General features: G+C 71.0%; 15 protein-coding genes and 1 tRNA gene. 7 read left to right on the top strand and 9 right to left on the bottom strand.

Going from position 1 to position 19,720, the window contains the following annotated elements; all coding sequences use genetic code 11:
* The first annotated feature begins 70 nt into the window (after positions 1 to 70).
* The 4 genes from J2X36_RS14925 to J2X36_RS14910 all read left to right on the top strand — a co-directional run bounded on the left by J2X36_RS14925 (position 71) and on the right by J2X36_RS14910 (position 6,346).
* The gene (locus J2X36_RS14925) at positions 71 to 1,081 is read left to right on the top strand and encodes a DUF2865 domain-containing protein (RefSeq protein ID WP_310351017.1); all 1,011 of its coding nucleotides are present in this window, start codon (positions 71 to 73) and stop codon (positions 1,079 to 1,081) included.
* Positions 1,082 to 1,254: 173 nt separating this feature from the next.
* Entirely contained in the window at positions 1,255 to 3,480 is a 2,226-nt protein-coding gene (locus J2X36_RS14920) for an OmpA family protein (protein WP_310351014.1), read from the top strand.
* Positions 3,481 to 3,693: 213 nt separating this feature from the next.
* Positions 3,694 to 4,902: an MFS transporter gene (locus J2X36_RS14915; protein ID WP_310351012.1), complete on the top strand. Its 1,209-nt coding sequence runs from the start codon at positions 3,694 to 3,696 to the stop codon at positions 4,900 to 4,902.
* Positions 4,903 to 5,056: 154 nt separating this feature from the next.
* Positions 5,057 to 6,346 (top strand): hemolysin family protein, encoded by a 1,290-nt coding sequence (locus tag J2X36_RS14910; protein ID WP_310351010.1) that lies wholly within the window; start codon positions 5,057 to 5,059, stop codon positions 6,344 to 6,346.
* An 84-nt stretch (positions 6,347 to 6,430) separates the two neighbouring features.
* On the opposite strand, the gene gltX is transcribed toward J2X36_RS14910, so the two are convergent.
* Entirely contained in the window at positions 6,431 to 7,771 is a 1,341-nt protein-coding gene (gene gltX, locus J2X36_RS14905) for a glutamate--tRNA ligase (RefSeq protein ID WP_310351008.1), read from the bottom strand.
* A 138-nt stretch (positions 7,772 to 7,909) separates the two neighbouring features.
* Between gltX and J2X36_RS14900 the strand changes: the two genes are divergently transcribed.
* Together J2X36_RS14900 and J2X36_RS14895 are read left to right on the top strand one after the other, a co-directional pair.
* A tRNA-Val gene (locus tag J2X36_RS14900) sits at positions 7,910 to 7,984 on the top strand.
* A 133-nt stretch (positions 7,985 to 8,117) separates the two neighbouring features.
* On the top strand, positions 8,118 to 9,386 hold the full coding sequence (locus J2X36_RS14895) for an efflux RND transporter periplasmic adaptor subunit (protein ID WP_310351006.1): 1,269 nt from the start codon (positions 8,118 to 8,120) through the stop codon (positions 9,384 to 9,386).
* Positions 9,387 to 9,395: 9 nt separating this feature from the next.
* On the opposite strand, the gene J2X36_RS14890 is transcribed toward J2X36_RS14895, so the two are convergent.
* On the bottom strand, positions 9,396 to 9,776 hold the full coding sequence (locus tag J2X36_RS14890) for a plastocyanin (RefSeq protein WP_310351003.1): 381 nt from the start codon (positions 9,774 to 9,776) through the stop codon (positions 9,396 to 9,398).
* A gap of 260 nt (positions 9,777 to 10,036) precedes the next feature.
* Here J2X36_RS14890 and J2X36_RS14885 point away from each other — a divergent pair, with 260 nt between their 5' ends.
* Positions 10,037 to 12,847: an EAL domain-containing protein gene (locus tag J2X36_RS14885; RefSeq protein ID WP_310351000.1), complete on the top strand. Its 2,811-nt coding sequence runs from the start codon at positions 10,037 to 10,039 to the stop codon at positions 12,845 to 12,847.
* Between the two features lie 250 nt (positions 12,848 to 13,097).
* Here J2X36_RS14885 and J2X36_RS14880 read toward each other — a convergent pair whose 3' ends face one another.
* From J2X36_RS14880 to rpiA, 7 genes are all read right to left on the bottom strand, one after another.
* Positions 13,098 to 14,480: a class II 3-deoxy-7-phosphoheptulonate synthase gene (locus tag J2X36_RS14880; RefSeq protein ID WP_132256044.1), complete on the bottom strand. Its 1,383-nt coding sequence runs from the start codon at positions 14,478 to 14,480 to the stop codon at positions 13,098 to 13,100.
* Positions 14,481 to 14,588: 108 nt separating this feature from the next.
* Positions 14,589 to 15,980 (bottom strand): HAMP domain-containing methyl-accepting chemotaxis protein, encoded by a 1,392-nt coding sequence (locus J2X36_RS14875; RefSeq protein ID WP_310350997.1) that lies wholly within the window; start codon positions 15,978 to 15,980, stop codon positions 14,589 to 14,591.
* Positions 15,981 to 16,031: 51 nt separating this feature from the next.
* The gene (locus tag J2X36_RS14870; RefSeq protein WP_310350995.1) at positions 16,032 to 16,286 is read right to left on the bottom strand and encodes a hypothetical protein; all 255 of its coding nucleotides are present in this window, start codon (positions 16,284 to 16,286) and stop codon (positions 16,032 to 16,034) included.
* A gap of 242 nt (positions 16,287 to 16,528) precedes the next feature.
* A complete protein-coding gene (locus tag J2X36_RS14865) occupies positions 16,529 to 16,828 on the bottom strand; it encodes an RNA polymerase sigma factor region1.1 domain-containing protein (RefSeq protein WP_132256046.1) in 300 nt (99 codons plus the stop codon).
* Positions 16,829 to 16,884: 56 nt separating this feature from the next.
* Positions 16,885 to 18,270, bottom strand: a complete 1,386-nt coding sequence (gor, locus tag J2X36_RS14860; protein WP_310350993.1) for a glutathione-disulfide reductase — start codon at positions 18,268 to 18,270, stop codon at positions 16,885 to 16,887.
* Between the two features lie 100 nt (positions 18,271 to 18,370).
* Complete coding sequence (locus tag J2X36_RS14855; RefSeq protein ID WP_132256048.1) at positions 18,371 to 18,934, bottom strand: DUF2059 domain-containing protein; 564 nt, start codon at positions 18,932 to 18,934, stop codon at positions 18,371 to 18,373.
* Between the two features lie 50 nt (positions 18,935 to 18,984).
* Positions 18,985 to 19,698, bottom strand: a complete 714-nt coding sequence (rpiA, locus tag J2X36_RS14850; protein ID WP_310350990.1) for a ribose-5-phosphate isomerase RpiA — start codon at positions 19,696 to 19,698, stop codon at positions 18,985 to 18,987.
* Between the last annotated feature and the right edge of the window lie 22 nt (positions 19,699 to 19,720).

The raw sequence follows: 19,720 nt of genomic DNA, 5'->3' as shown, positions 1-19,720 counted from the left end.
AAATAAGTTAAGCCTCGACCGCCCGCGTTCCGTATCCCGCGTTCAGGCCGGACCCGTCATCGACAGAGCCATGCCGCTGATCCGATCTCAGATTCGTCAGCTCGCCCGCACGCTCGCGGCCGGCGCCCTCGCCGTGCTGCTCGCGCCGGCCGCGCTCGCGCAGCAGCAGACGCCGAATCCGGCCTGCCAGCGCTACCGCGCCGAGCTGTCGAGCCTGAGCAACAATGCCAACGTCGCGCGCGCCCTGCAGGGCGAGATCTCACGGCTCGAAGCCTATTACCGCACCCTGAACTGCGAGGGCGGCCGGTTCCTGTTCTTCGACACGCGCCCCCCGCAATGCGGCGCCGTCGAGCAGCGCATCCGCGCGCTCAATGCCGGCTACGGCAGCGAGAACGGCGAGGTCGTGGCCGCGCGGCGGCGCCAGCTCCAGGCGGCGGTGGCGAGTTCCTGCGGCGACCTGCCGACGAATCCGGACGGCTCGCCCACCGGGCAGTTTGCCCGCGGCGGCGCGCAGGTGATCTGCGTGCGCACCTGCGACGGCGCCTATTTCCCGATGCCGAACCTGCCGGACGGCCGCGAGGGCGCGAACGAGATGTGCCAGGCGCTCTGCCCCGGCACCGAATCGGCCGCCTACTCGATGCCCCACGGTGACGATGCCCTGAAGCATGCCGCCACCGTCCAGGGCCGGCGCTCCTACGCCTCGCTGCCGAACGCCTTCAAGTTCCAGAAGGCCTTCGTGCCGAACTGCTCCTGCAAGAAGGAGGGGCAGAGCTGGGCACAGAGCCTCGTGAAGGCCGAGAGCATGCTCGTGCGGCACAAGGGCGACATCTTCGTCACCCCGATGCAGGCCGAGGCTCTCTCCCGGCCGAAGGTTCGCCTCACACTGGTCGGCCGCGCCGACAAGACCGCGGCCGGCCTCGCAGCGGATGCGGCCGGGCGCACCGGCGCCGAGGCGAGCGCCGCCGAAGGGGTGCCCGCGACCACCGCCTCGACGGATGCGGCCGGTGCGGATTCCAAGCCCGCCATCCGGGTGATCGCCCCGAACGTGATCGCGGTTCCGACCCGGACCGGGACGCCGTAGCGTTGCGGCGCGGGAGGCGGATTCAGCCTTACACAAGACATTGTGATCACAGGCGAAAGGCCTGTTTCAAGCCGCGCCCGCGCGCCTCGGAAATTTGACCTCGCGCGCTCGGGAACCATATCGCGCCCGACCCCGTTCGGCCCCGTCCGAACCCGAAGCGCGAGATTGTTCCGATGCGGAAGACCCGACTCCTGCTCCTGACCGGCACCGTTTTGCCGGGCCTGCTCCTGTCGGGTCCGGAAGTCTCGCGGGCGGCGGACGGGATCCTTCTGCTCGCCCAGGGCGGCCCGCCCGGCCTCGGCGAGGGCGGCCCGCGCGGCGGCGGCGAGGGCGGTCCCCGCGGCGGCGGTGAGGGAGGCCCCCGCGGCGGCGGTGAGGGACCGCGCGGCGGCCCGCCCGGCGGCAGCCGGCCCGAGCGCGGGCCTCCCGAGCGCGCCGCCCCTCCCCCCTCCGCACGCGAGCGGCCGGAACGCCCCGAACCCCGTCCGGAACGGCCGGAGCGCCCCGAGCGGCCGGAACGGGCCGCGCCGGAGCGGCCGCAGCCGCGGCCCGAGCCGCGCGAGGAGCGGGCTCCTCAGCGCGCGCCCGAGCGAGCCCCGGCCGAGCGGCCGGAACGGCCGGCACAGCGCCAAGAGCCGGCACAGCGCCAGGAGAAGCCGGAGCCGCGCGAGCAGCCGCGCCCGGAGAGGTCCGAGCCGCGCGAGGCGCCCGGCGCCCGCGAGCGCGCTCCCGAGAGAACGCCGGACCGCCAGCCCGCCGAGCGCGCCGCGCCGCCCGCATCCCGCGAGCGGGCGCCGGAGCGCCCGGCCGCCCCCGCGGAGCGTCGCCAGGACAGGAACGAGGAGCGGCGCGAGGCCCCGGAGCCCGGTCGCCGCGCGCCGGGGGCCGAGACGCCGCCGACGCAGCGCACCGCGCCCGGCCAGCCGCCGGCGGCCGCGCCGATCGCGCAGCCCGGCGTGCCCGGCCGGCCGGTTCAGCCGAACGCCGCGCCGGATGCGCCGGCTCAGCCCGGCGGACGCCGCGAAGGTGGGCCGGGCGCCGCGCCCAATGCCCAGCCCGGCGTGCCGGGACGCCCGGTTCAGCCCGGGACCGCAGCCCCGGCACCCGGACAGCCCGGTGCACCGCCTCCCGGCGGTCCAGGCGCGGCGCCGAACGCCCAGCCCGGCGTCCCGGGCCGGCCCGTCCAACCGGCGCCCGGCCAACCGGGCGGACCGCCCGCCGGTGCGCAGCCCCCGGCCCCCAACGCGCAACCCGGCGCCCCGCAACCGGCCGGCACGCGGAACCAGGGCGCGCCCGCCACGGCTCCGAACGCCCAGCCGGGCGTTCCGGGCCGGCCCGTCGAGCCCCAGGGCGCGGCGCCCGATCAACGGCCGAATGGTCGTTTCGACGAGCGCGACCGTGACCGCGACCGCGACCGCCGCGACAGCTTCAATACGCCGGGCCGCCCCGGCTACGTGCCCGGCGGCTTCCGCCAGGAGGACGAGGACGTCCGCGACTACGAGCGCATCCGGCGCGACCGGCGCGAGTTCAGCGAGGGCGGTCGCACCTACATCCGCGAGCCCGGCCGCATCATCGTGCGCGATCGGGACGGCTACTTCATCCGCCACGACGAGAACGAGCGCTTCCGCGATCTCGACCGCGGGCGCTATCGCAGCGAGCGGCGCGGCAGCGAAACGGTGACCTATCTCGACCGGCCCGGCGGCGAGCAGATCGTCACGGTCGTCGACGACGACGGGCGGCTCCTGCGCCGCTCCCGCCGCTTCCGCGACGGCCGCGAGGTCGTGATCATCGACAATGCCTTCGGCGGGCGCCCGCGCCCGATCTACGAGGACGTGGTCGTGCTGCCGCCGCCGGATATCCGCATCCCGCGCGACCGCTACGTCGTGGATTACGAGGGCGCCGACGAGCGCACCGTCTACGAGGCGCTGACCGCGCCGCCGGTGGTGCCGATCGAGGGCCGCTACACGCTCGATCAGGTGCGCTACAGCCCGCAATTGCGGGCCCGCATGCGCAGCGTCGACATCGACACGATCAACTTCGACACGGGCTCGTTCACGGTCACGCCGGATCAGGCGGCGCGGCTCTCCACCATCGCCCAGGCGATCAACCAGGCGATCCGCAACAATCCGCAGGAGGTGTTCCTGATCGAGGGTTACACCGACGCGGTGGGGGCCGACGTCGACAACCTCTCCCTGTCGGATCGTCGGGCCCAGTCGGTGGCGACCGTGCTCACCCAGCAATTCCAGGTGCCGCCGGAGAACCTGACGACGCAAGGCTACGGCGAGCAGTACCTGAAGGTGAACACGCAAGGTCCCTCGCGGGAGAACCGGCGCGTGACGGTCCGCCGGATCACGCCGCTCATCCAGCAGGGTCAGGCCCAGGGCGAGCCCCCGCGCTGAGGAAGCGACCGCCCTCCCCCCTCCCCGGGGGGAGGGCCCGGGGTGGTGTTGCGGGCGTTCGCGCCGCGGCGCTCGCGCCTCGGCCCCAGCGATCATCCCCGAAACGATCCACGCACGGGGCATGGAGATCACTCAGCGTACCGTCGCCGGTGTTGACGCCCCGGTCCACCGCGGCCAAACGGGCGGCTATCAGGACGGCCGCAGCGAGGATTCATGTCGGAGGCGGATGACCGGTTGATCGAGGCCGGCACGCCGGTCTTTCGCCGCACGACTGTCGCCCTCGCGGCCGCCGGCTTCTCGACCTTCGCCGTGCTCTACGGCGTGCAGCCCCTGCTGCCGGTCTACGCCGACGATTTCCACGTCTCGCCGGCCGAGAGCAGCCTCGCCCTCTCGCTTCCCTGCGCGACGCTCGCCATCGCGCTCCTCGTCGTCAGCCCGCTCTCGGAGGTCTGGGGGCGCAAGCCCGCGATGACGATCTCGCTGTTCGCATCGGCGATCCTCACCATCGTCGCCTGCCTCGTTCCGAGCTGGCACGGCTTCCTGGCCTTGCGGGCGCTGACCGGGTTGACCGCGAGCGGCCTCCCGGCCGTCGCGATGGCCTATCTCAGCGAGGAGATGCACGGGCGCGCGATCGGCCTGTCGATGGGGCTTCTGATCGGCGGAAACGCGCTCGGCGGCATGGTCGGGCGGCTGATCGCGGGCGTGATCGCCGATTACGGCTCCTGGCGGCTCGGCCTCGGGACGATCGGCGTGCTGGCGCTGCTTGCCGCCGTCACCTTCTGGCGGGCACTGCCCGAATCCCGGCATTTCACCGCGCATCGGATGCGATGGCGGGAGGTGCCCGGCACCTTCACCCAGCATTTCCGCGACGCGGGGCTGCCCTGGCTGTTCGCGGAAGCCTTCCTGCTCATGGGCGGCTTCGTTTGCGTCTACAATTATATCGGCTTCCGCCTGCTCGATCCGCCCTTCTCCCTCAGCCAGGCGGCGATCGGCGCGATCTTCGCCGTCTATCTCGCGGGTACCGCGAGCTCGGCGGCGACGGGCGAGATCGCGAGCCGGCTGGGGCGGCGCAAGGTGCTGTGGCTCGCCATCACGCTGGGTCTCGTCGGGATCGTGATGACGCTGTCGGACAACCTCGTCGTCATCATCGGCGGCATCGCGGTGGTCACGATCGGCTTCTTCGGCGCCCATTCCGTCGCCAGCAGCTGGATCGGCCGGCGCGCGCTGCGCGACCGCGCCCAGGCGTCCTCGGTGTATCTCTCCCTCTACTATCTCGGCTCCTCGGTGCTCGGCACGGCCGGCGGGTGGTTCTTCGCCCATGCGGGCTGGCCGGGCGTCGTCGCCTATTTCGGTGCGCTCTACGGCATCGCCCTGGCCATCGCGATCCGCCTCGCGCGCCTGCCTCCGCTGACGCGCCCCTGAGCGGGCGCATCCGGTTTCCGGCTCCGCCGCGGATCGGAACGCGGCTCGGCCGGTTGACCCGGCAGGGCGCGACCTCCATCAAGAGCGCCGCCCGTCATCATCAGAGGAAGCCCGGCGCGCCCGATCGGCGGCTCCGGCTTGATGTTCCGCAGCCGTGCTCGAGCTCGCCGTCGCCGTTGCCCTGATCGCCCTCAACGGCGTGTTCGCTCTCTCCGAACTCGCCGTCGTCTCGTCCCGCAAGAGCCGCCTGCGCTCGATGGTGGAGGAACGCCGCCGCGGCGCCCACGCCGCCCTCGCGCTGGCGGAGGAGCCGGGCCGCTTCCTCTCCACCGTCCAGATCGGCATCACCCTCGTCGGCATCCTCTCCGGCGCCGTGTCCGGCGCGGCGCTCGGCGAGCGGCTGACCGGCATCCTGGTCGATGTGGGGCTCGCCAAGGTCTGGGCCGACACCATCGGCTACGGCCTCGTGATCGCGATCATCACCTACCTGTCGGTGATCATCGGCGAATTGGTGCCGAAGCACCTCGCCCTGCGGGATCCCGAAGGCGTCGCCTGCCTCGTCAGCCCCTCGATGCGCCTCGTCTCCCGGGTGGCGAAGCCCGCTGTCTGGCTCCTCGACGCCTCGACGCGGGCGGTGTTCCGCCTGATCGGACAGGAGACCGAGAGCGCGAGCGCCGTGACCGAGGAGGAGATCCGCCACCTCGTCGCCGAGGCCGAGACGGCGGGCGTGATCGAGACCGGCGAGCGCAAGATGATCGCGGGCGTTCTCCGCCTGGGCGACCGCGCCGTGCGCGGCGTCATGACCCCGCGCACCGACGTCGACTGGATCGACCTGCACCGGGACGAGGAGGAGATCCGGGCCGCCATTCTGGCCAGCCCGCACTCGCGCCTTCCGGTCGCGGAGGGCGGCGCGGACAACATGATCGGCGTGGTGCAGGTGCGCGACCTCGTGAAGCCGCTGATGGCGGGCGAAGGCATCGACCTGCGCCGTCACGTGCGCCGTGCACCCGTCCTGCCCGACACCCTCGACGCACTCGATGCGTTGAACGCGCTGCAGGCGGCGGAGGTGCCGATGGCTCTCGTCCACGACGAGTACGGGCATTTCGACGGGCTCGTGACGCCGGCCGACATCCTCGATGCCATCGCGGGCGCCTTCCACTCCGAGGATCCCGAGCCCGAGGCGGTGCAGCGGGCGGACGGGTCCTGGCTGATCGCCGGCTGGATGCCCGTGGACGAGATGGCCGACCAGCTCGGCATCAAGCTCGAAGCCTCCCGCGACTACGAGACCGCGGCCGGCCTCGTCATCGAGCGCCTGCAGCGCCTGCCCGAGACGGGCGAGACCTGCGACATCTCGGGCTGGCGCTTCGAGGTGGTGGATCTCGACGGTCGGCGCGTCGACAAGATCCTGGTGACGCGCCTGACGGAGGACGTCCCGGCGGCGTGACCGGCTCCGGGAGTTCTGGCGCGTCCCCCGACGCCCTTGCGGAGCGGCGAGCCCGTCCCGGGCCAGCCGCTTTCGGGAGCCTTGTCAGGCCACCGCCCGCAACCGCTCGGCCGCCCGCTCCCGGCCGATCAGCGGCAGCAACGCGGAGAGGTCCGGCCCATGGTCGAGGCCGGTGAGCGCGAGGCGCAGCGGCATGAAGAGGGCCTTGCCCTTGGCGCCCGTGCGGTCCTTCACGGCCGTGGTCCACGCCTTCCAGGTCTCCGGCCCCCAGGGCTCGGCCGGCAGCGTCGCGATGGCCGCCGAGACGAGGCTCGCGTCGGTGGTGACGGGCTCGATGGGACCCGTCACGACGTGCCACCAATCCCGGGCATCCTCGACCTTCACGAGGTTTGCGCGCACCGCGAGCCAGAACGCCTCCGCCGCCTCCGCAGGGACGCCGAGGCCCGCGAGGCGATCCAGCACCGCGACCGCCGGCATCTCGTGGACGAGGCGGGCGTTGAGGCCGTCGAGTTCGTGCGGGTCGAACTTCGCCGGCGCCCGAGAGATGTGGGCGAGATCCACGAGGGCTGCGAGCTCGTCGAGGCCGGCGATGGCCCGCACCGCTTCCGCCGAGCCGGTCAGCACCGCGAGCGAGCGGACGGAAGCCGGCTCGTAGCCCGCCTCGCGAAGGCCCCGCAGCGAGAGGTGTCCGAGGCGCTTCGAGAGCCCCTCCCCGTCCGCCGTGGTGAGGAGGTTGTGATGCCCGAAGACGGGCAGCGGGTGCCCCAGAGCCTCGAAGATCTGCACCTGCACGCCGGTGTTGGTGACGTGGTCCTCGCCCCGGATGACGTGGGTGACGCCGAGCTCCGCATCGTCGACGACGGAGGGCAGCGTGTAGAGGTAGGTCCCGTCGGCCCGCACCAGCACGGGGTCCGAGAGGGAGGCGCAATCGACATGCGCCTCTCCGCGGACGAGGTCGTTCCAGCTCACCGTGCGATGGTCGAGCTTGAAGCGCCAGTGCGGACGCCGCCCTTCCGCCTCGAGGGACGCCCGCTGCTCGGCCGTCAGGCTCAGCGCCGCCCGGTCGTAGATCGGCGGAAGACCCCGGCCGAGCTGGCGCTTGCGCCGCCGCTCCAGCTCCTCGGGCGTCTCGTAGCAGGGATAGAGGCGCCCCAGGCCCCGGAGCCGTTCCGCGGCAGCATTGTGTCGCTCCGCGCGATCCGACTGGCGGGCGAACAGGTCCGGCACGATGCCGAGCCAGGCGAGATCCTCCTCGATCGCCGCGGCGAATTCCGGCGTCGAGCGCTCGCGGTCGGTGTCGTCGAGGCGCAGCAGGAAGCGCCCGCCCCGCGCGCGGGCGAAGAGCGCGTTGAGGAGCGCGGGCCGGGCATTGCCGATGTGGAGGTAGCCGGTCGGGGACGGCGCGAAGCGGACGAGTGGAGACATGACCGCCCTCCTAATGGATAATGCCGGCTCTTGTGAACGATGAGGGACCGGGCGCCCGTGTTTTCCGGTGCCGGCCGCCGCCTCCATGCGAGGGGCCTTGACGCGACGGCGCGCGCCGCCCTAGAAGGCCCTCGGTCCGGGTGCGTAGCTCAGCGGGAGAGCATTCGCTTCACACGCGAAGGGTCACAGGTTCGATCCCTGTCGCGCCCACCATCCCACCTCACGAACATCGCTGCACACCTGTTCCCCCCGCGTCGCCCTGCGTCGTTTCGGTGGCCTGTGACGCGCGCAGTCCCGCGGTATATGGTCTGCCAGATTTCGGTGCCGGCCGGAGAGTACGGGTCCCATGAAGGCGCACGGTGACGCGAACGAGATCCCGCCGCCGCCGCGCAAGGGCCCGTTCCTGCTGGTCGGGTTGGTGGGTCTCGGCCTTCTCGGCTGGGGCGGCTACGGGCACTGCCAGCAGCGGGCCGCCGCCACGGAGACGCAGCGCCGGACGAAGGATTTCGTGCCGCGCCTGCGCACCATCGCGGTGGAACGCACCGACAAGCCCATCGATCTGACGCTGCCCGGCGAGACGCAGGCCTTCGCGAAGGCGGCGATCTCGGCGCGCGCGACCGGGTACATCGCCGAGCGCCGGGTGGATATCGGGACGAGCGTGAAGGCCGGCGACATCCTGCTCCGGGTCGCCGCGCCAGACCTCGACCAGCAGCTCGCCCAGGCCGAGGCGCAGCTCGGCCAGCTGCAGGCCCAGCTTCTCCAGGCCCGCGCGATGGGGGATCAGGCCCGCGCCAACGTGAACCTCGCCAACGTCACCAACAGCCGCACCTCGACCCTCGCTGTCCAGGGCTGGGCCTCGAAGCAGAACGCGGACACCTCGCAGGCCGGCGTGCTCAGTCAGGGCGCGAACCTCGCCTCGGCGGAGGCGGGCGTGAAGGTGGCGGAGGCCAACATCAAGGCGCAGGGCGCCACCGTCGACCGTCTCAAGGCGCTCACGGGCTTCAAGGACGTGGTCGCGCCCTTCGACGGCGTCGTCACCACCCGCAGCGTCGATGTCGGCGACCTCGTGAAGGCCGATGGCGGCGGCACGCCTCTCCTGACGATGGACCGGGACGACATCCTGCGCATCTCGGTGAACGTGCCGCAGAACGCGGCCGTCGGGGTCGGTCCCGGCGTCGAGGCCGCGATCCGCGTGCCTCAGATGCCCGAGCGGACCTTCGTCGGCCGCGTCGAGCGCAGTTCCGTCGCGCTGCTCAGCGCCTCGCGCACCCTGACGACACAGGTGGACGTGCCGAATCCGGAAGGGGCGCTGCGGGCCGGCCTCTACGTCTACGTGACCCTGAAGATCCCGCGGCTGGAGCCGGCGATGACCGTGCCCGCCGAGGCCCTCGTGTTCAACCAGGGCGGGACGCAGGTGGCGGTCGCCCGCGACGACGGCCGGGCCGAGTGGCGCAAGGTGCATATCCGCCGCGATTTCGGGCGCAGCGTCGAGCTGGACCAAGGCTTGTCCGGCGACGAGCGGGTCGTGCTGAGCCCGCCCGCCGACCTGCGCGACGGACAGGCGATCGAGCGCGAGCCGGAGGGGCGCACGCCGGTGCAGGCGGCCGCGCGCTGAGCGCGGCGCTCAGTTCACCCGCACGTTGAGCTTCATCTTGGGGTGGATGCCGCACAGGACCTGGAACGTGCCGGCGGCCGGAAAGGTGACCGCCGTGCGGCTGCCGGGCGCCTGATCGCCGGAATCGAAACTGAAGATCTCCGACTCGACGTAGAGGTGGTGCAGGAGGTCGCTGTCGTCGTTGACGATCACGATCGTCTCGCCGCGCTGGATCGCCACGCTGCCCGGCTGGAAGGCGCGGCCCTTCTGCGAGACGAGGTGCCCGGTGGCCTGGACCCCGCCCACGTCGAGGATGCCGCCGACGAGGGCCGCCCCCAAAATTAAACCGAGAGTTGCAGCAAGGCGCCGCGGAACGGCGAGGCGGCAGGGCAGTGCAAGGGTGGCGAGCATCACGATCTCCGGCGCGAGCCGTCGGAGAAGAGAGCCTCAAAAAACTTAACGAATCTTCGGGCACCGCAGGAGACGGGTCGATTTGTCGAGCCTGGGCCGAGGTTTCGGGCCGCGGACCCAAGGCCGGGCTAAGCGGCTCTTAACATGTGCAGCCCTAACTTAGGGTTCGTTCGAGGGAGAGCGTTTTCGATCCGATGCGACGGGACCGCACATTTCCGTGGCAGGAGCCGTCATCCGCGACGGCGAATCTGCCGCGGCGCATGTCAGCCGAGGTCGCGACGATCCGCGGGCGCATCTTCGTCGCGTTCCTGATCATGAGCCTGATCACCGGCGCGCTCGGGCTCTACGCGACGTTGGGGATCCGCAAGGCGGGCGATCTCGTCCAGCGCACCTACGACCAGTCCCTGATGTCGATCAACTACGCGCGGGCCGCGGCGGCGGACTTCGCGAAGATGCGGGCGGCCTTCGCGCGCCGGTCCCTCACGGCCGATGCCGCAGCGCGGACGAAGCTCGACGAGGAGATCGCCGAGCTCGCCACGACGCTGCTCGAGGACCTCACCATCGCGGTCGAGCGCTCGCAATCGGACCGGGCGATCCGTGCCGGCGTCGGCGTCCAGGCGGCCGTGCAGGCCTGGGACGAGATGCGCCGAAGCCTCGAGACGGCGGCCGCTTCGGGCTCGGCCTGGGAGGGTCTCGACCGGCAGGCCGGGATCGTCGACGGGCAGATCGACATGCTCGTGAACTACACGGCGGGCGACGGCTTCACCTACCGGCAGACCGCCCGCACCATCGTCGCCGAGGAGATCCGATTCTACGCCGTCGCGACGGTGGTCGCCCTGCTGCTCTCGGCGCTCGTCGCGTGGCTTCTCAACCGGCGCATCATCGGCCCGGTCGCGGCGGCCTCGGCGGTGGCCGAGCGGATCGCGGCGGGCCGGCTCGACGACGCGGTGCCCGTGGGCGGGCGCGACGAGCTCGGGGCCCTCCTGCGCGCGATGGCGACCATGCGCGACAACATCCGCGCCATGATGGAGCGCGAGGTGAGCCAGCGCCGCTCGGCTCAGGCCCTGCTCGCGGACGCTCTGGAGAGCTCGCACGAGGGCGTGGTCGTGGTGGATCCCGAGGGCCGGATCGCCCTCGCCAACGCGCAGGCCGTGGATTTCTTCGACGCAGGCTCCGGTCAGATCGCCTGCGGCCGCCCCGTCGCAGGTCTGGCGGCTGCCGGCGCCGACCCGGCCTCCTCCGTGCTCGACCCCGCCCTGAGCCTTGCCCGCGACGGCGAGATCCGCCTCGCCGACGACCGCTGGCTCCGGGTCAGCCGCAGCGCGACGCGGGAGGGCGGTTTCGTCGCCGTGTGCAGCGACATCAGCGTCACGAAGGAGCAGGAGACCCGCCTGACGCAGACGAACCTGCGCCTCGATGCGGCCCTCGACAACATGTCCCAGGGTCTCTGCCTCTACGATGCCGAGCAGCGCCTGATGGTGGCGAACCGGCGCTATGGCGAGATCTACGGCCTCGCTCCGGGCTCCCTGACGGTCGGGATGAGCGCGACGGAGGTCCTCGGCGCCTGCATCGCCGCCGGCAATCACCCGGGCCGCAGCGTCGCGGACCTGATCGCCGAGAGTGCCGACGCCTACGGGCAGCTGCGCAACCGCCTGCTGCAGGAACTCGGCGACGGCCGCCTCATCGCGATCGAGACCTGCCCCACCGCCAATGGCGGCCTCGTCGCCACCTACGAGGACGTCACGGAACGGCGGATGGCGGAGGAGCGCATCGCCTTCATGGCGCGGCACGACGCGCTGACGGAATTGCCGAACCGGGTCCTCCTCGGCGAGCAGATCGAGGCCGCCATCGCCCAGGCCGGGCGCGAGGGCGGCTTCGCGGTGCTCTGCCTCGACCTCGACGACTTCAAGCCGGTCAACGACGCGCTGGGTCACGCGGTCGGCGACGAACTGATCCGCGCCGTCGCCAACCGCCTCTCGGCCTGCGTCCGCGAGATCGACAGCGTGGCCCGCCTGGGCGGGGACGAGTTCGCCGTCGTTCAGCGCGGGATCGAGCGGCCCGAGGACGTGGCCGTGCTGGCGCGCCGGATCGCCGACGTGCTGAGCGCGCCCTACGCGCTCACCGACCATTCCGTCGAGATCGGCGTCAGCATCGGCATCTCGCTCGCACCCGGGGACGGGATGAGCTGCGAGAAGCTGCTCAAGCACGCCGATGTCGCCCTCGACCGCGCGAAGGCCGAGGCGCGCGGCTCGTTCCGCTTCTTCGAGCCGGAGATGGATGCCCGCCTGCAGGCGCGGCGGGAGCTCGAGCGCGATCTGCGCGAGGCCGTCGCCGAGGAAGCCTTCGAGCTGCACTACCAGCCGATCTACGACCTCAACGCCGAGCGGATCTCCGGTTTCGAGGCGCTGCTGCGCTGGCGACACCCGAAGCGAGGCTCCGTGTCCCCCGTGGAGTTCATCCCGCTCGCGGAGGAACTCGGCCTCATCGTGCCGCTCGGCGAGTGGGTGATCCGGCAGGCCTGCCGCGAGGCGAGCGGCTGGCCGGGCGACATCAAGGTCGCGGTGAACGTCTCGGCGGTCCAGTTCACCTCCGCGCGCCTCATCAACGCGGTCCGCGACGCGCTGCACGCGGCGGGCCTGCCGGGGCGCCGGCTCGAACTGGAGATCACCGAATCCGTCCTCGTCGCCAATCCCGGCTCGACCACGGCGATCCTGCACAGCCTCAAGAGCATGGGCGTCCGCGTCTCGATGGACGATTTCGGCACGGGGTATTCCTCGCTGAGCTACCTGCGCTCCTTCCCCTTCGACAAGATCAAGATCGACCAGTCCTTCGTCCGCGGCCTCGGCGATTCGGACGGATCCGGCTTCATCGTACGGGCCGTCATCGGCCTCGGCGCGAGCCTCGGCATGACGACGACCGCGGAAGGCGTCGAGACGGTGGATCAGCTGCAGCGGCTGCGGGACGAGGGCTGCGACGAGGTGCAGGGCTACCTGATCAGCCGGCCCGTTCCCGGCGCCGAGCTCGCGGCCCTGCTGCGGCGCTTCAACGGCGCACAGCGCGCCATCGCGTAGTCGGTCTCAAGCGTCACCGCCGCGCTCGCGCGCATTCCACAGGATGCGCGAGGTCTCTCAGGAACCCGAAATCTCTCCCAATCGTTGAAGCGTGCTGAGTTTCAACGGAGAGTTGTAATGCTGAAAGGCGGCTTGCTCTGGCTGATCGGTATCCCGCTTCCGATCATCCTGCTGATCTACTTCTTCACGAACTGGCTTCACTAGAAGCGGAGCGCGTCGCGGTTTCCTCCGCGGCGCGCAAAACCGTGTCTCACTCGGCCGCGTCGAGGTGCGGACGCTCGAACGCCGCGCGCTCGCGCTTGACGAGCTCGGCCGTCAGGAAAGCCACCTCCAGCGCCTGCTCCGCGTTGAGGCGCGGGTCGCAGTAGGTGTGGTAGCGGTCCTGCAGGTCGTCCGCGGTCAGCGCGCGCGCGCCGCCCGTGCATTCCGTGACGTCCTTGCCCGTCATCTCGAGGTGGATGCCACCGGCGATCGTCCCCTCGGCACGGTGAACGCCGAAGAAGCCCTCGATCTCCTGCATCACCCGCTCGAAGGGGCGCGTCTTGTAGCGCCCGGCGGCGACGGTGTTGCCGTGCATCGGATCGCAGGCCCACACCACCTTGCGGCCTTCCCGCTCGACCGCCCGGATCAGCCCCGGCAGGTGCTCGCCCACCTTGTCCGCGCCGAAGCGGCAGATCAGGGTCAGGCGCCCGGCCTCGTTGTCGGGATTGAGGAGGTCGGCGAGGCGGATCAGCCCGTCGGCGCTCATCGAGGGCCCGCATTTCAGGCCGATCGGGTTCTTGATCCCGCGGGCGTACTCGATATGGGCGTGGTCCGGCTGGCGGGTGCGGTCCCCGACCCAGAGCATGTGCCCCGAGGTCGCGTACCAGTCGCCGCTCGTCGAATCGACGCGTGTCAGCGCCTCCTCGTAGCCGAGGAGCAGGGCCTCGTGGCTCGTAAAGAAATCTGTGGTGCGCACCTCCTGGTGCGTCTCCGGATTGATGCCGATCGCCCGCATGAAGTCGAGCGCGTCGCCCATCCGCTCCGCCACGTCCTGGTAGCGGGAGGATTGCGGCGAATCCTTCACGAAGCCCAGCATCCAGCGGTGCGCGTTCTCGAGATTTGCGTAGCCGCCGGTCGCGAAGGCGCGCAGCAGGTTCAGCGTCGCGGCCGATTGCCGATAGGCCTCGAGCTGCCGGCGCGGATCGGGAACGCGCGCCTCCTCCGAGAAGGTCAGCCCGTTGATGATGTCGCCGCGGTAGCTCGGCAGGGCCACCCCGTCCATCGTCTCGGTCGGCGAGGAGCGGGGCTTGGCGAACTGACCCGCGATGCGGCCGACCTTCACCACGGGCGATCCGCCCGCGAAGGTGAGGACGAGCGCCATCTGCAGGAAGACGCGGAAGAAGTCGCGGATGTTGTCGGCGGAATGCTCGTCGAAGCTCTCGGCGCAGTCGCCGCCCTGGAGGAGAAACGCCTCGCCGGCCGCGACGCGGGCGAGCGATGCCTTCAGCTTGCGCGCCTCACCGGCGAAGACGAGGGGCGGGAAGCTCGCGAGCTGCGCCTCCACGCCCTGGAGCGCGGCGGCATCCGGATAGGACGGCACCTGCTGGATCGGCAGGTCGCGCCATGTCTTCGGTGTCCAACGCTCGCCCATGTCCCGTCTCCCAGGCACCTCGTCCGCCTGATTGCGCGCGCGAAAAAGCCGCGCGCGAGCGCGGCTTATAGGAGGGTTTGCCCGCAGAAGCGAGAGGCCGGGCCGTGCTCAGGCGGCGCGGACCGTGGCGAGGAATGTACCGACTTCCGAGCCGAGGCGCTCGGATTGGCGCGATAGCTCGGAGGCGGAAGCGAGAACCTGGCTTGCCGCCGCTCCGGTCTCATCCGCCGCGCCGGCGACGCCCGCGATGTTTCTCGTCACCTCCTTCGTGCCGGTGGCGGCCTGCGCCACATTGCGGACGATCTCGCGGGTGGCGGCGCCCTGCTCCTCGACGGCGGCCGAGATCGACGTCGCGACCGTGCTGATCTCCTGGATGCGGCCGGAGATCGCCCCGATCGCCCGAACGGCTTCCTGCATCGAGCTCTGGATCTGCGAGACCTGACCGTCGATCTCACTGGTCGCTTTGCCGGTCTGTGCAGCGAGCGCCTTGACCTCGCTCGCGACCACCGCGAAGCCGCGGCCCGCCTCGCCGGCGCGAGCCGCCTCGATCGTCGCGTTCAGCGCCAGCAGATTGGTCTGGTCGGCGATGTTCGAGATCAGGCTGACGATGTTTCCGATGCGCCCTGCCGCCTCGCTGAGGTCCTGCACGAGATGCGCGGTGGCGTCCGCCTCGCGAACGGCGGTGGCGGCGAGATCCGCGGACCCGGCGACCTGACGCCCGATCTCGCCGACCGACGTCCCGAGCTCCTCCGCGGCTGCCGCGACGGTGCCGACATTGGTCGCCGCCTGCTCGGCTGCGGCCGCGACGGTCGTCGACTGGCTGGCGGTCTCGGTGGCCGTCGCGGTCATTTGCTGTGCGGTGGCCTGAAGCTGCGTCGCGGACGATGATACGAGGCTGACGATCCCTCCCACGGCCGCCTCGAAACGGCCCGCCAAGTCCACCATGGTGCGCTTGCGCTCGGCGGCAGCGGCCTCGTCGGTGTGGCGGCGCTGCTCCGCCTCGTCGGCGGCCTTCCGGGCGACCATGTCCTTGATCCCGTCCACAGCGCGCGCGACGGCGCCGATCTCGTCGCCGCGGGCGATCTCGCGGATGGCGGCGTCCGTCTCGCCCCGCGCCATGCGCTCCAGGACGGCGACGAGGCTCGAGAGCGGGCGCGTGACGCCGAACACGACGATGGCAACGGTCAGCAACACCGCCACCGACAATCCGCCGGCCGCGGCAGCGATCAGCAGCGTGGTTGCGTCACGAGCCCGCGCATCCGCAGCATCGCGCGCCCCCTGAAACTCCCGGGTGTGCTGATCAACCTGCGCCTTGACGATCTCGTTGACCTTGGTGCGGATGGCCGTGCTCGTCGTCATGACGACGCGGGATCCGGCGGCGAGCTCGTCGCGCATGGTGAACGCAATGGATTCCTCAGCACTGACGAAATAGTCGGCGATCTTCTGCCTCAGCAATTGGCCAGCCTCCCGCCGCTCAGCCGTGTCGGCGAGTGCGATCATCCGATCGGCGGCCTCGATGGTCGCCTTGGTCGCGGCGTCGTAGCGGCGCCTCTACTTGTCGATCTCACCACGGCGTTCATCGACGATCATGTTGCGGATCTGAACCGCCGCCTCGTTGATATTGAGACCAACCTTGAGAACCGATTCGAGACGTGCGGCCTCCACGTCGACGATCGTGCGCATATCGGAGGCCAGTCCCGTCATCTGCGAACGCGCGTAGGTGACGAGGGAGACGGCGATCACGATCATGATCGACACCGGAATGCAGATTTTTGTAATGAACCTCAGATTATTGAATTTGCGCATGGTCGGCCTCGGAAATCTCGATGAATTCCGATTTAGTATTGGCTCTTACAGTTAATAATCAGTTAAATTGTAATATCAGCGAACGGCCTCAATTTTCATATTGGAATGAAAACTGTCGATTAATCAGCCTCTGGATCGGATTTGAAAGAATTTCGGCCAATTGCCAGCGGTCACGCGCCTCCGCGAACGGCCCTGTGACCGGCTCTCGCTCAGCGGAATTGGCCGCCCGAAGCCCTGCCGACTCAGCCTGTCTCCCCGTCCTCGACCTCGATCCCGTGCTCGGCCAGGATCCAGAAGATCGCCTCCAGATCCTCGGCTGTGACGTCGCGCGGCGGAAGCGCCTCTTCGAGGTCGTCGTAGGTCAGGCAGCGGGTGCGCTGCGTCTCGGCCTTGGCGAGCAGCCGGTCGACCGCTTGGCGGATATCCGGCGGCAGGGCGTGGTGGCTGGGGAGCCGGTAGGTGAAGGCGGGACGCAGGGCGTCGGCCAGCATCCCGTCAATGATGGCCTGCCGCCTCGCCTGCGCGTCGTCTCGCTTGCCCATAAGGGCAATATGGACCGGGCCGCTCCGCCGTCGAGGGTGCGAAAGCGTTCCCGCGATCACCCGACCGCGACCGGGCGTTTCGTGACCGCGGGCACGCGCATGGTCACGAGTTCCTCGCTCGCCGTGGGGTGGACCGCGATGGTCCGGTCGAAATCGGCCTTCGTGGCGCCCATGGTCACGGCGATGCCCACGGCCTGGATGATCTCGCCCGCGTCGTGGCCGAACAGGTGCACGCCGACCACCTTGTCGCTCGCGCAATCGACGACGACCTTCATCAGCACCTTCTCGTCGCGGCCGGAGAGCGTCGCCTTCATGGGCCGGAAGCTCGCCTTGTAGACGTCGATCGCGCCGTAGATCTCCCGGGCCACGTCCTCGTTGTGGCCGACGACGCCGATCTCCGGCGTCGAGAACACGGCGGTCGGGATCAGGCGGTGATCGACGCACCAGGGCTTGTTGCCGAACACCGTGTCGGCGAAGGCGTGCCCCTCTCGGATGGCGATGGGCGTGAGGTTCGCCCGGTTCGTGACGTCGCCGACCGCGTAGATCGAGGGGATGGTAGTGCGGGAGGTGGCGTCGACAGGAATGGCGCCCGCGCGGTCGAGGGCGATGCCGACGCGCTCCAGCCCGAGCCCGGCGACGTTCGGGCGGCGCCCCGTCGCGACGAGAACTTGGTCGACCTCGATCTCCGAGCCGTCGTCGAGCCGGGCCGCGATGCCCTCCCCTCGCCGCTCCAGGCTCTGAACCGTGCGGCCGAGCCGCAGGTCCATGCGCTTGGCGTAGGCGTCCCCCAGCGCGTCGCGGATCTCGTCGTCGAAGCCGCGCAGCAGCCGGTCGCCCCGGTGGAGCAGCGTCGTGCGCGAGCCGAGGGCGGCAAAGACGCCCGCGAACTCGACGGCGATGTAGCCGCCGCCGACGACGAGGATCCGCTCGGGCAGCGCCTCCAGATCGAACACCTCGTTCGAGGTGATGGCGAGATCGGCGCCCGGGATCACCGGCTCCTTCACCGGCGAGGCGCCGACCGCCACGAGGATGAAGCGGGCACGGACCCGCTCGCCGCTGCCGACGAGCCGGACCGTGTGCGCGTCCTCGATCACGGCGCGCTGCGGCACGATCTCGACGCCCGCGCGCATCAGGTTGGTGTCGTAGATGCCCTCCAGCCGCGCCACCTCGGCGTCGCGGCGGCGCTTCAGCACGGACCAGTCGAAGCGGGGCTCGGGCACCGACCAGCCGAAGCCCGCCGCGTCCTCGAACTCGTCGGCGAAGCGGCCGGCATAGACCATCAGCTTCTTCGGCACGCAGCCGCGGATGACGCAGGTGCCGCCGACCCGGTACTCCTCCGCGAGCGTGACGCGCGCCCCGTAGCCCGCCGCGATCCGCGCCGCGCGCACGCCGCCCGAGCCGCCGCCGATCACGAAGAGGTCGACGTCGAAATGTTCGCTCATGCGCTCATCCTGTGGCCGGCCGGATCGATCGGCCTCGCGAGGGGAGATGGCGTCGCGGGCGCGTGAGGTCCACCGCGCCCGCGCGGGCGCTGCGCCCGCCTCACTGCAACTGGTGGCCGCGCTTGCCCATCTCGGCCCGGACCCGGACCATCACGTATTCCGAGACGTCCTGCGTCCAGGTCTGCATCGCGGCGACCATGTCGTCGAGCACCTGCGGCTGCGTCTGCACGTAGCGCTTGCCGGCGGGCGAGCGGAAGAAGTTCGCGATCTCCTGTAGCTCCGCCTCGTTGAGCTGCTTGGCGTAGATGCCCGCGGCGGTGCTGATCATCCGCTGCTTCTGCAGCTCCATCTCGGGCTCGAGGCTCGCGAGCACCTCTTCCAGATCCTTCTGCAGCTCCGGCCGGGTCACCGCCTGCTTGCGGATCTGCTCGGCGAAGGCCGGGATGATCGAGTCGAACGAGCGGGCGATGCCGGAGCCCAGCATCACCTCCCGCGCGAGCGCGAGGTGATTCGGCGAGATCGCGGGGGCCGCAGGGGCGGCGGCGGGCTTCGCCGGGGGCTTCTGCTGCGGCGCGGGCGCGGGCTTGTTCGCCTGCGCGAGGGCCGCGCTCGGGCCGGCGAGGAGGAGGCTCGCCAGGGCGTAGGCGAGGATGGGGCGGGACATGGCGGGCGCTCCGGGATTCGTCTGTCTGCGGCGATGAGGGAGAGGCGGGATCAATCCAGGCTGCCGAGGAGGGTCACCTCGGCCGTCCCGTCCACGTCGGCCGCGAGGATCGCGGCGGAGGCGATGCCGAGGAACAGGCCGTGCTCGACCACGCCGGGCACGGCCCAAAGCGCGGCGGACAGGCTTTCCGGATCGGGGATCCGGCCGAGGCAGGCGTCGAGGATGTGGTGGCCGCCATCCGTCAGGAGCGGGGCGCACTCGGCCGTCCGGCGCAGGGCGACCTCGCCTGCGCATCCGGCGCGCAGGATTGCCGCCTCGACGGCGCGGCGCGTCGCGGCGAGCCCGAACGGGTTCACCTCGATCGGCAGCGGGAAAGCCCCGAGCGTCTCGACGCGCTTGGCCGCGTCCGCGATCACCACCATCCGGCGGCTCGCGAAGGCCACGATCTTCTCGCGCAAAAGGGCCGCGCCGCCGCCCTTGATGAGGCGCAGCCTGTCGTCGACCTCGTCGGCCCCGTCGATCGTCAGATCGAGCTCGGGAACCTCCTCAAGGGTCGCGAGGCGGATGCCGGCGCGCGTGGCGGCTGCATGCGTCGCCTCGGAGGTCGGCACCCCGACGAGATCGAGCCCCGCCCGAACGCGCTCGCCCAGAAGCTCCACGAAGGCATTCGCGGTCGAGCCGGTGCCGATGCCGAGGCGCATGCCGGGCTCGACGAGTTCGAGCGCGCGCGCGGCCGCCGCCCTGCGGAGATCCGGCGCGCTCACCGGGAGCCTCGGGGAAGCGGGA

This window comes from Methylobacterium sp. BE186, from assembly GCF_031457035.1.
GTDB classification, from domain to species: domain Bacteria; phylum Pseudomonadota; class Alphaproteobacteria; order Rhizobiales; family Beijerinckiaceae; genus Methylobacterium; species Methylobacterium segetis.
This window is presented reverse-complemented; position numbering and strand designations above follow the sequence as displayed.

Excerpts from the sequence above, each read along its gene's own strand:
- gltX (WP_310351008.1), bottom strand. The coding sequence starts at position 7,771 with ATGTCTCCACTCGTCCGCTTCGCGCCGTCCCCGACCGGCTACCTCCAC.
- J2X36_RS14895 (WP_310351006.1), top strand. The coding sequence starts at position 8,118 with ATGAAGGCGCACGGTGACGCGAACGAGATCCCGCCGCCGCCGCGCAAG.
- J2X36_RS14920 (WP_310351014.1), top strand. The coding sequence starts at position 1,255 with ATGCGGAAGACCCGACTCCTGCTCCTGACCGGCACCGTTTTGCCGGGC.
- J2X36_RS14925 (WP_310351017.1), top strand. The coding sequence starts at position 71 with ATGCCGCTGATCCGATCTCAGATTCGTCAGCTCGCCCGCACGCTCGCG.
- J2X36_RS14875 (WP_310350997.1), bottom strand. The coding sequence starts at position 15,980 with ATGATCGCACTCGCCGACACGGCTGAGCGGCGGGAGGCTGGCCAATTG.
- J2X36_RS14890 (WP_310351003.1), bottom strand. The coding sequence starts at position 9,776 with ATGCTCGCCACCCTTGCACTGCCCTGCCGCCTCGCCGTTCCGCGGCGC.
- J2X36_RS14915 (WP_310351012.1), top strand. The coding sequence starts at position 3,694 with ATGTCGGAGGCGGATGACCGGTTGATCGAGGCCGGCACGCCGGTCTTT.
- J2X36_RS14870 (WP_310350995.1), bottom strand. The coding sequence starts at position 16,286 with ATGCGCAAATTCAATAATCTGAGGTTCATTACAAAAATCTGCATTCCG.
- gor (WP_310350993.1), bottom strand. The coding sequence starts at position 18,270 with ATGAGCGAACATTTCGACGTCGACCTCTTCGTGATCGGCGGCGGCTCG.
- J2X36_RS14885 (WP_310351000.1), top strand. The coding sequence starts at position 10,037 with ATGTCAGCCGAGGTCGCGACGATCCGCGGGCGCATCTTCGTCGCGTTC.
- J2X36_RS14880 (WP_132256044.1), bottom strand. The coding sequence starts at position 14,480 with ATGGGCGAGCGTTGGACACCGAAGACATGGCGCGACCTGCCGATCCAG.
- J2X36_RS14865 (WP_132256046.1), bottom strand. The coding sequence starts at position 16,828 with ATGGGCAAGCGAGACGACGCGCAGGCGAGGCGGCAGGCCATCATTGAC.
- J2X36_RS14855 (WP_132256048.1), bottom strand. The coding sequence starts at position 18,934 with ATGTCCCGCCCCATCCTCGCCTACGCCCTGGCGAGCCTCCTCCTCGCC.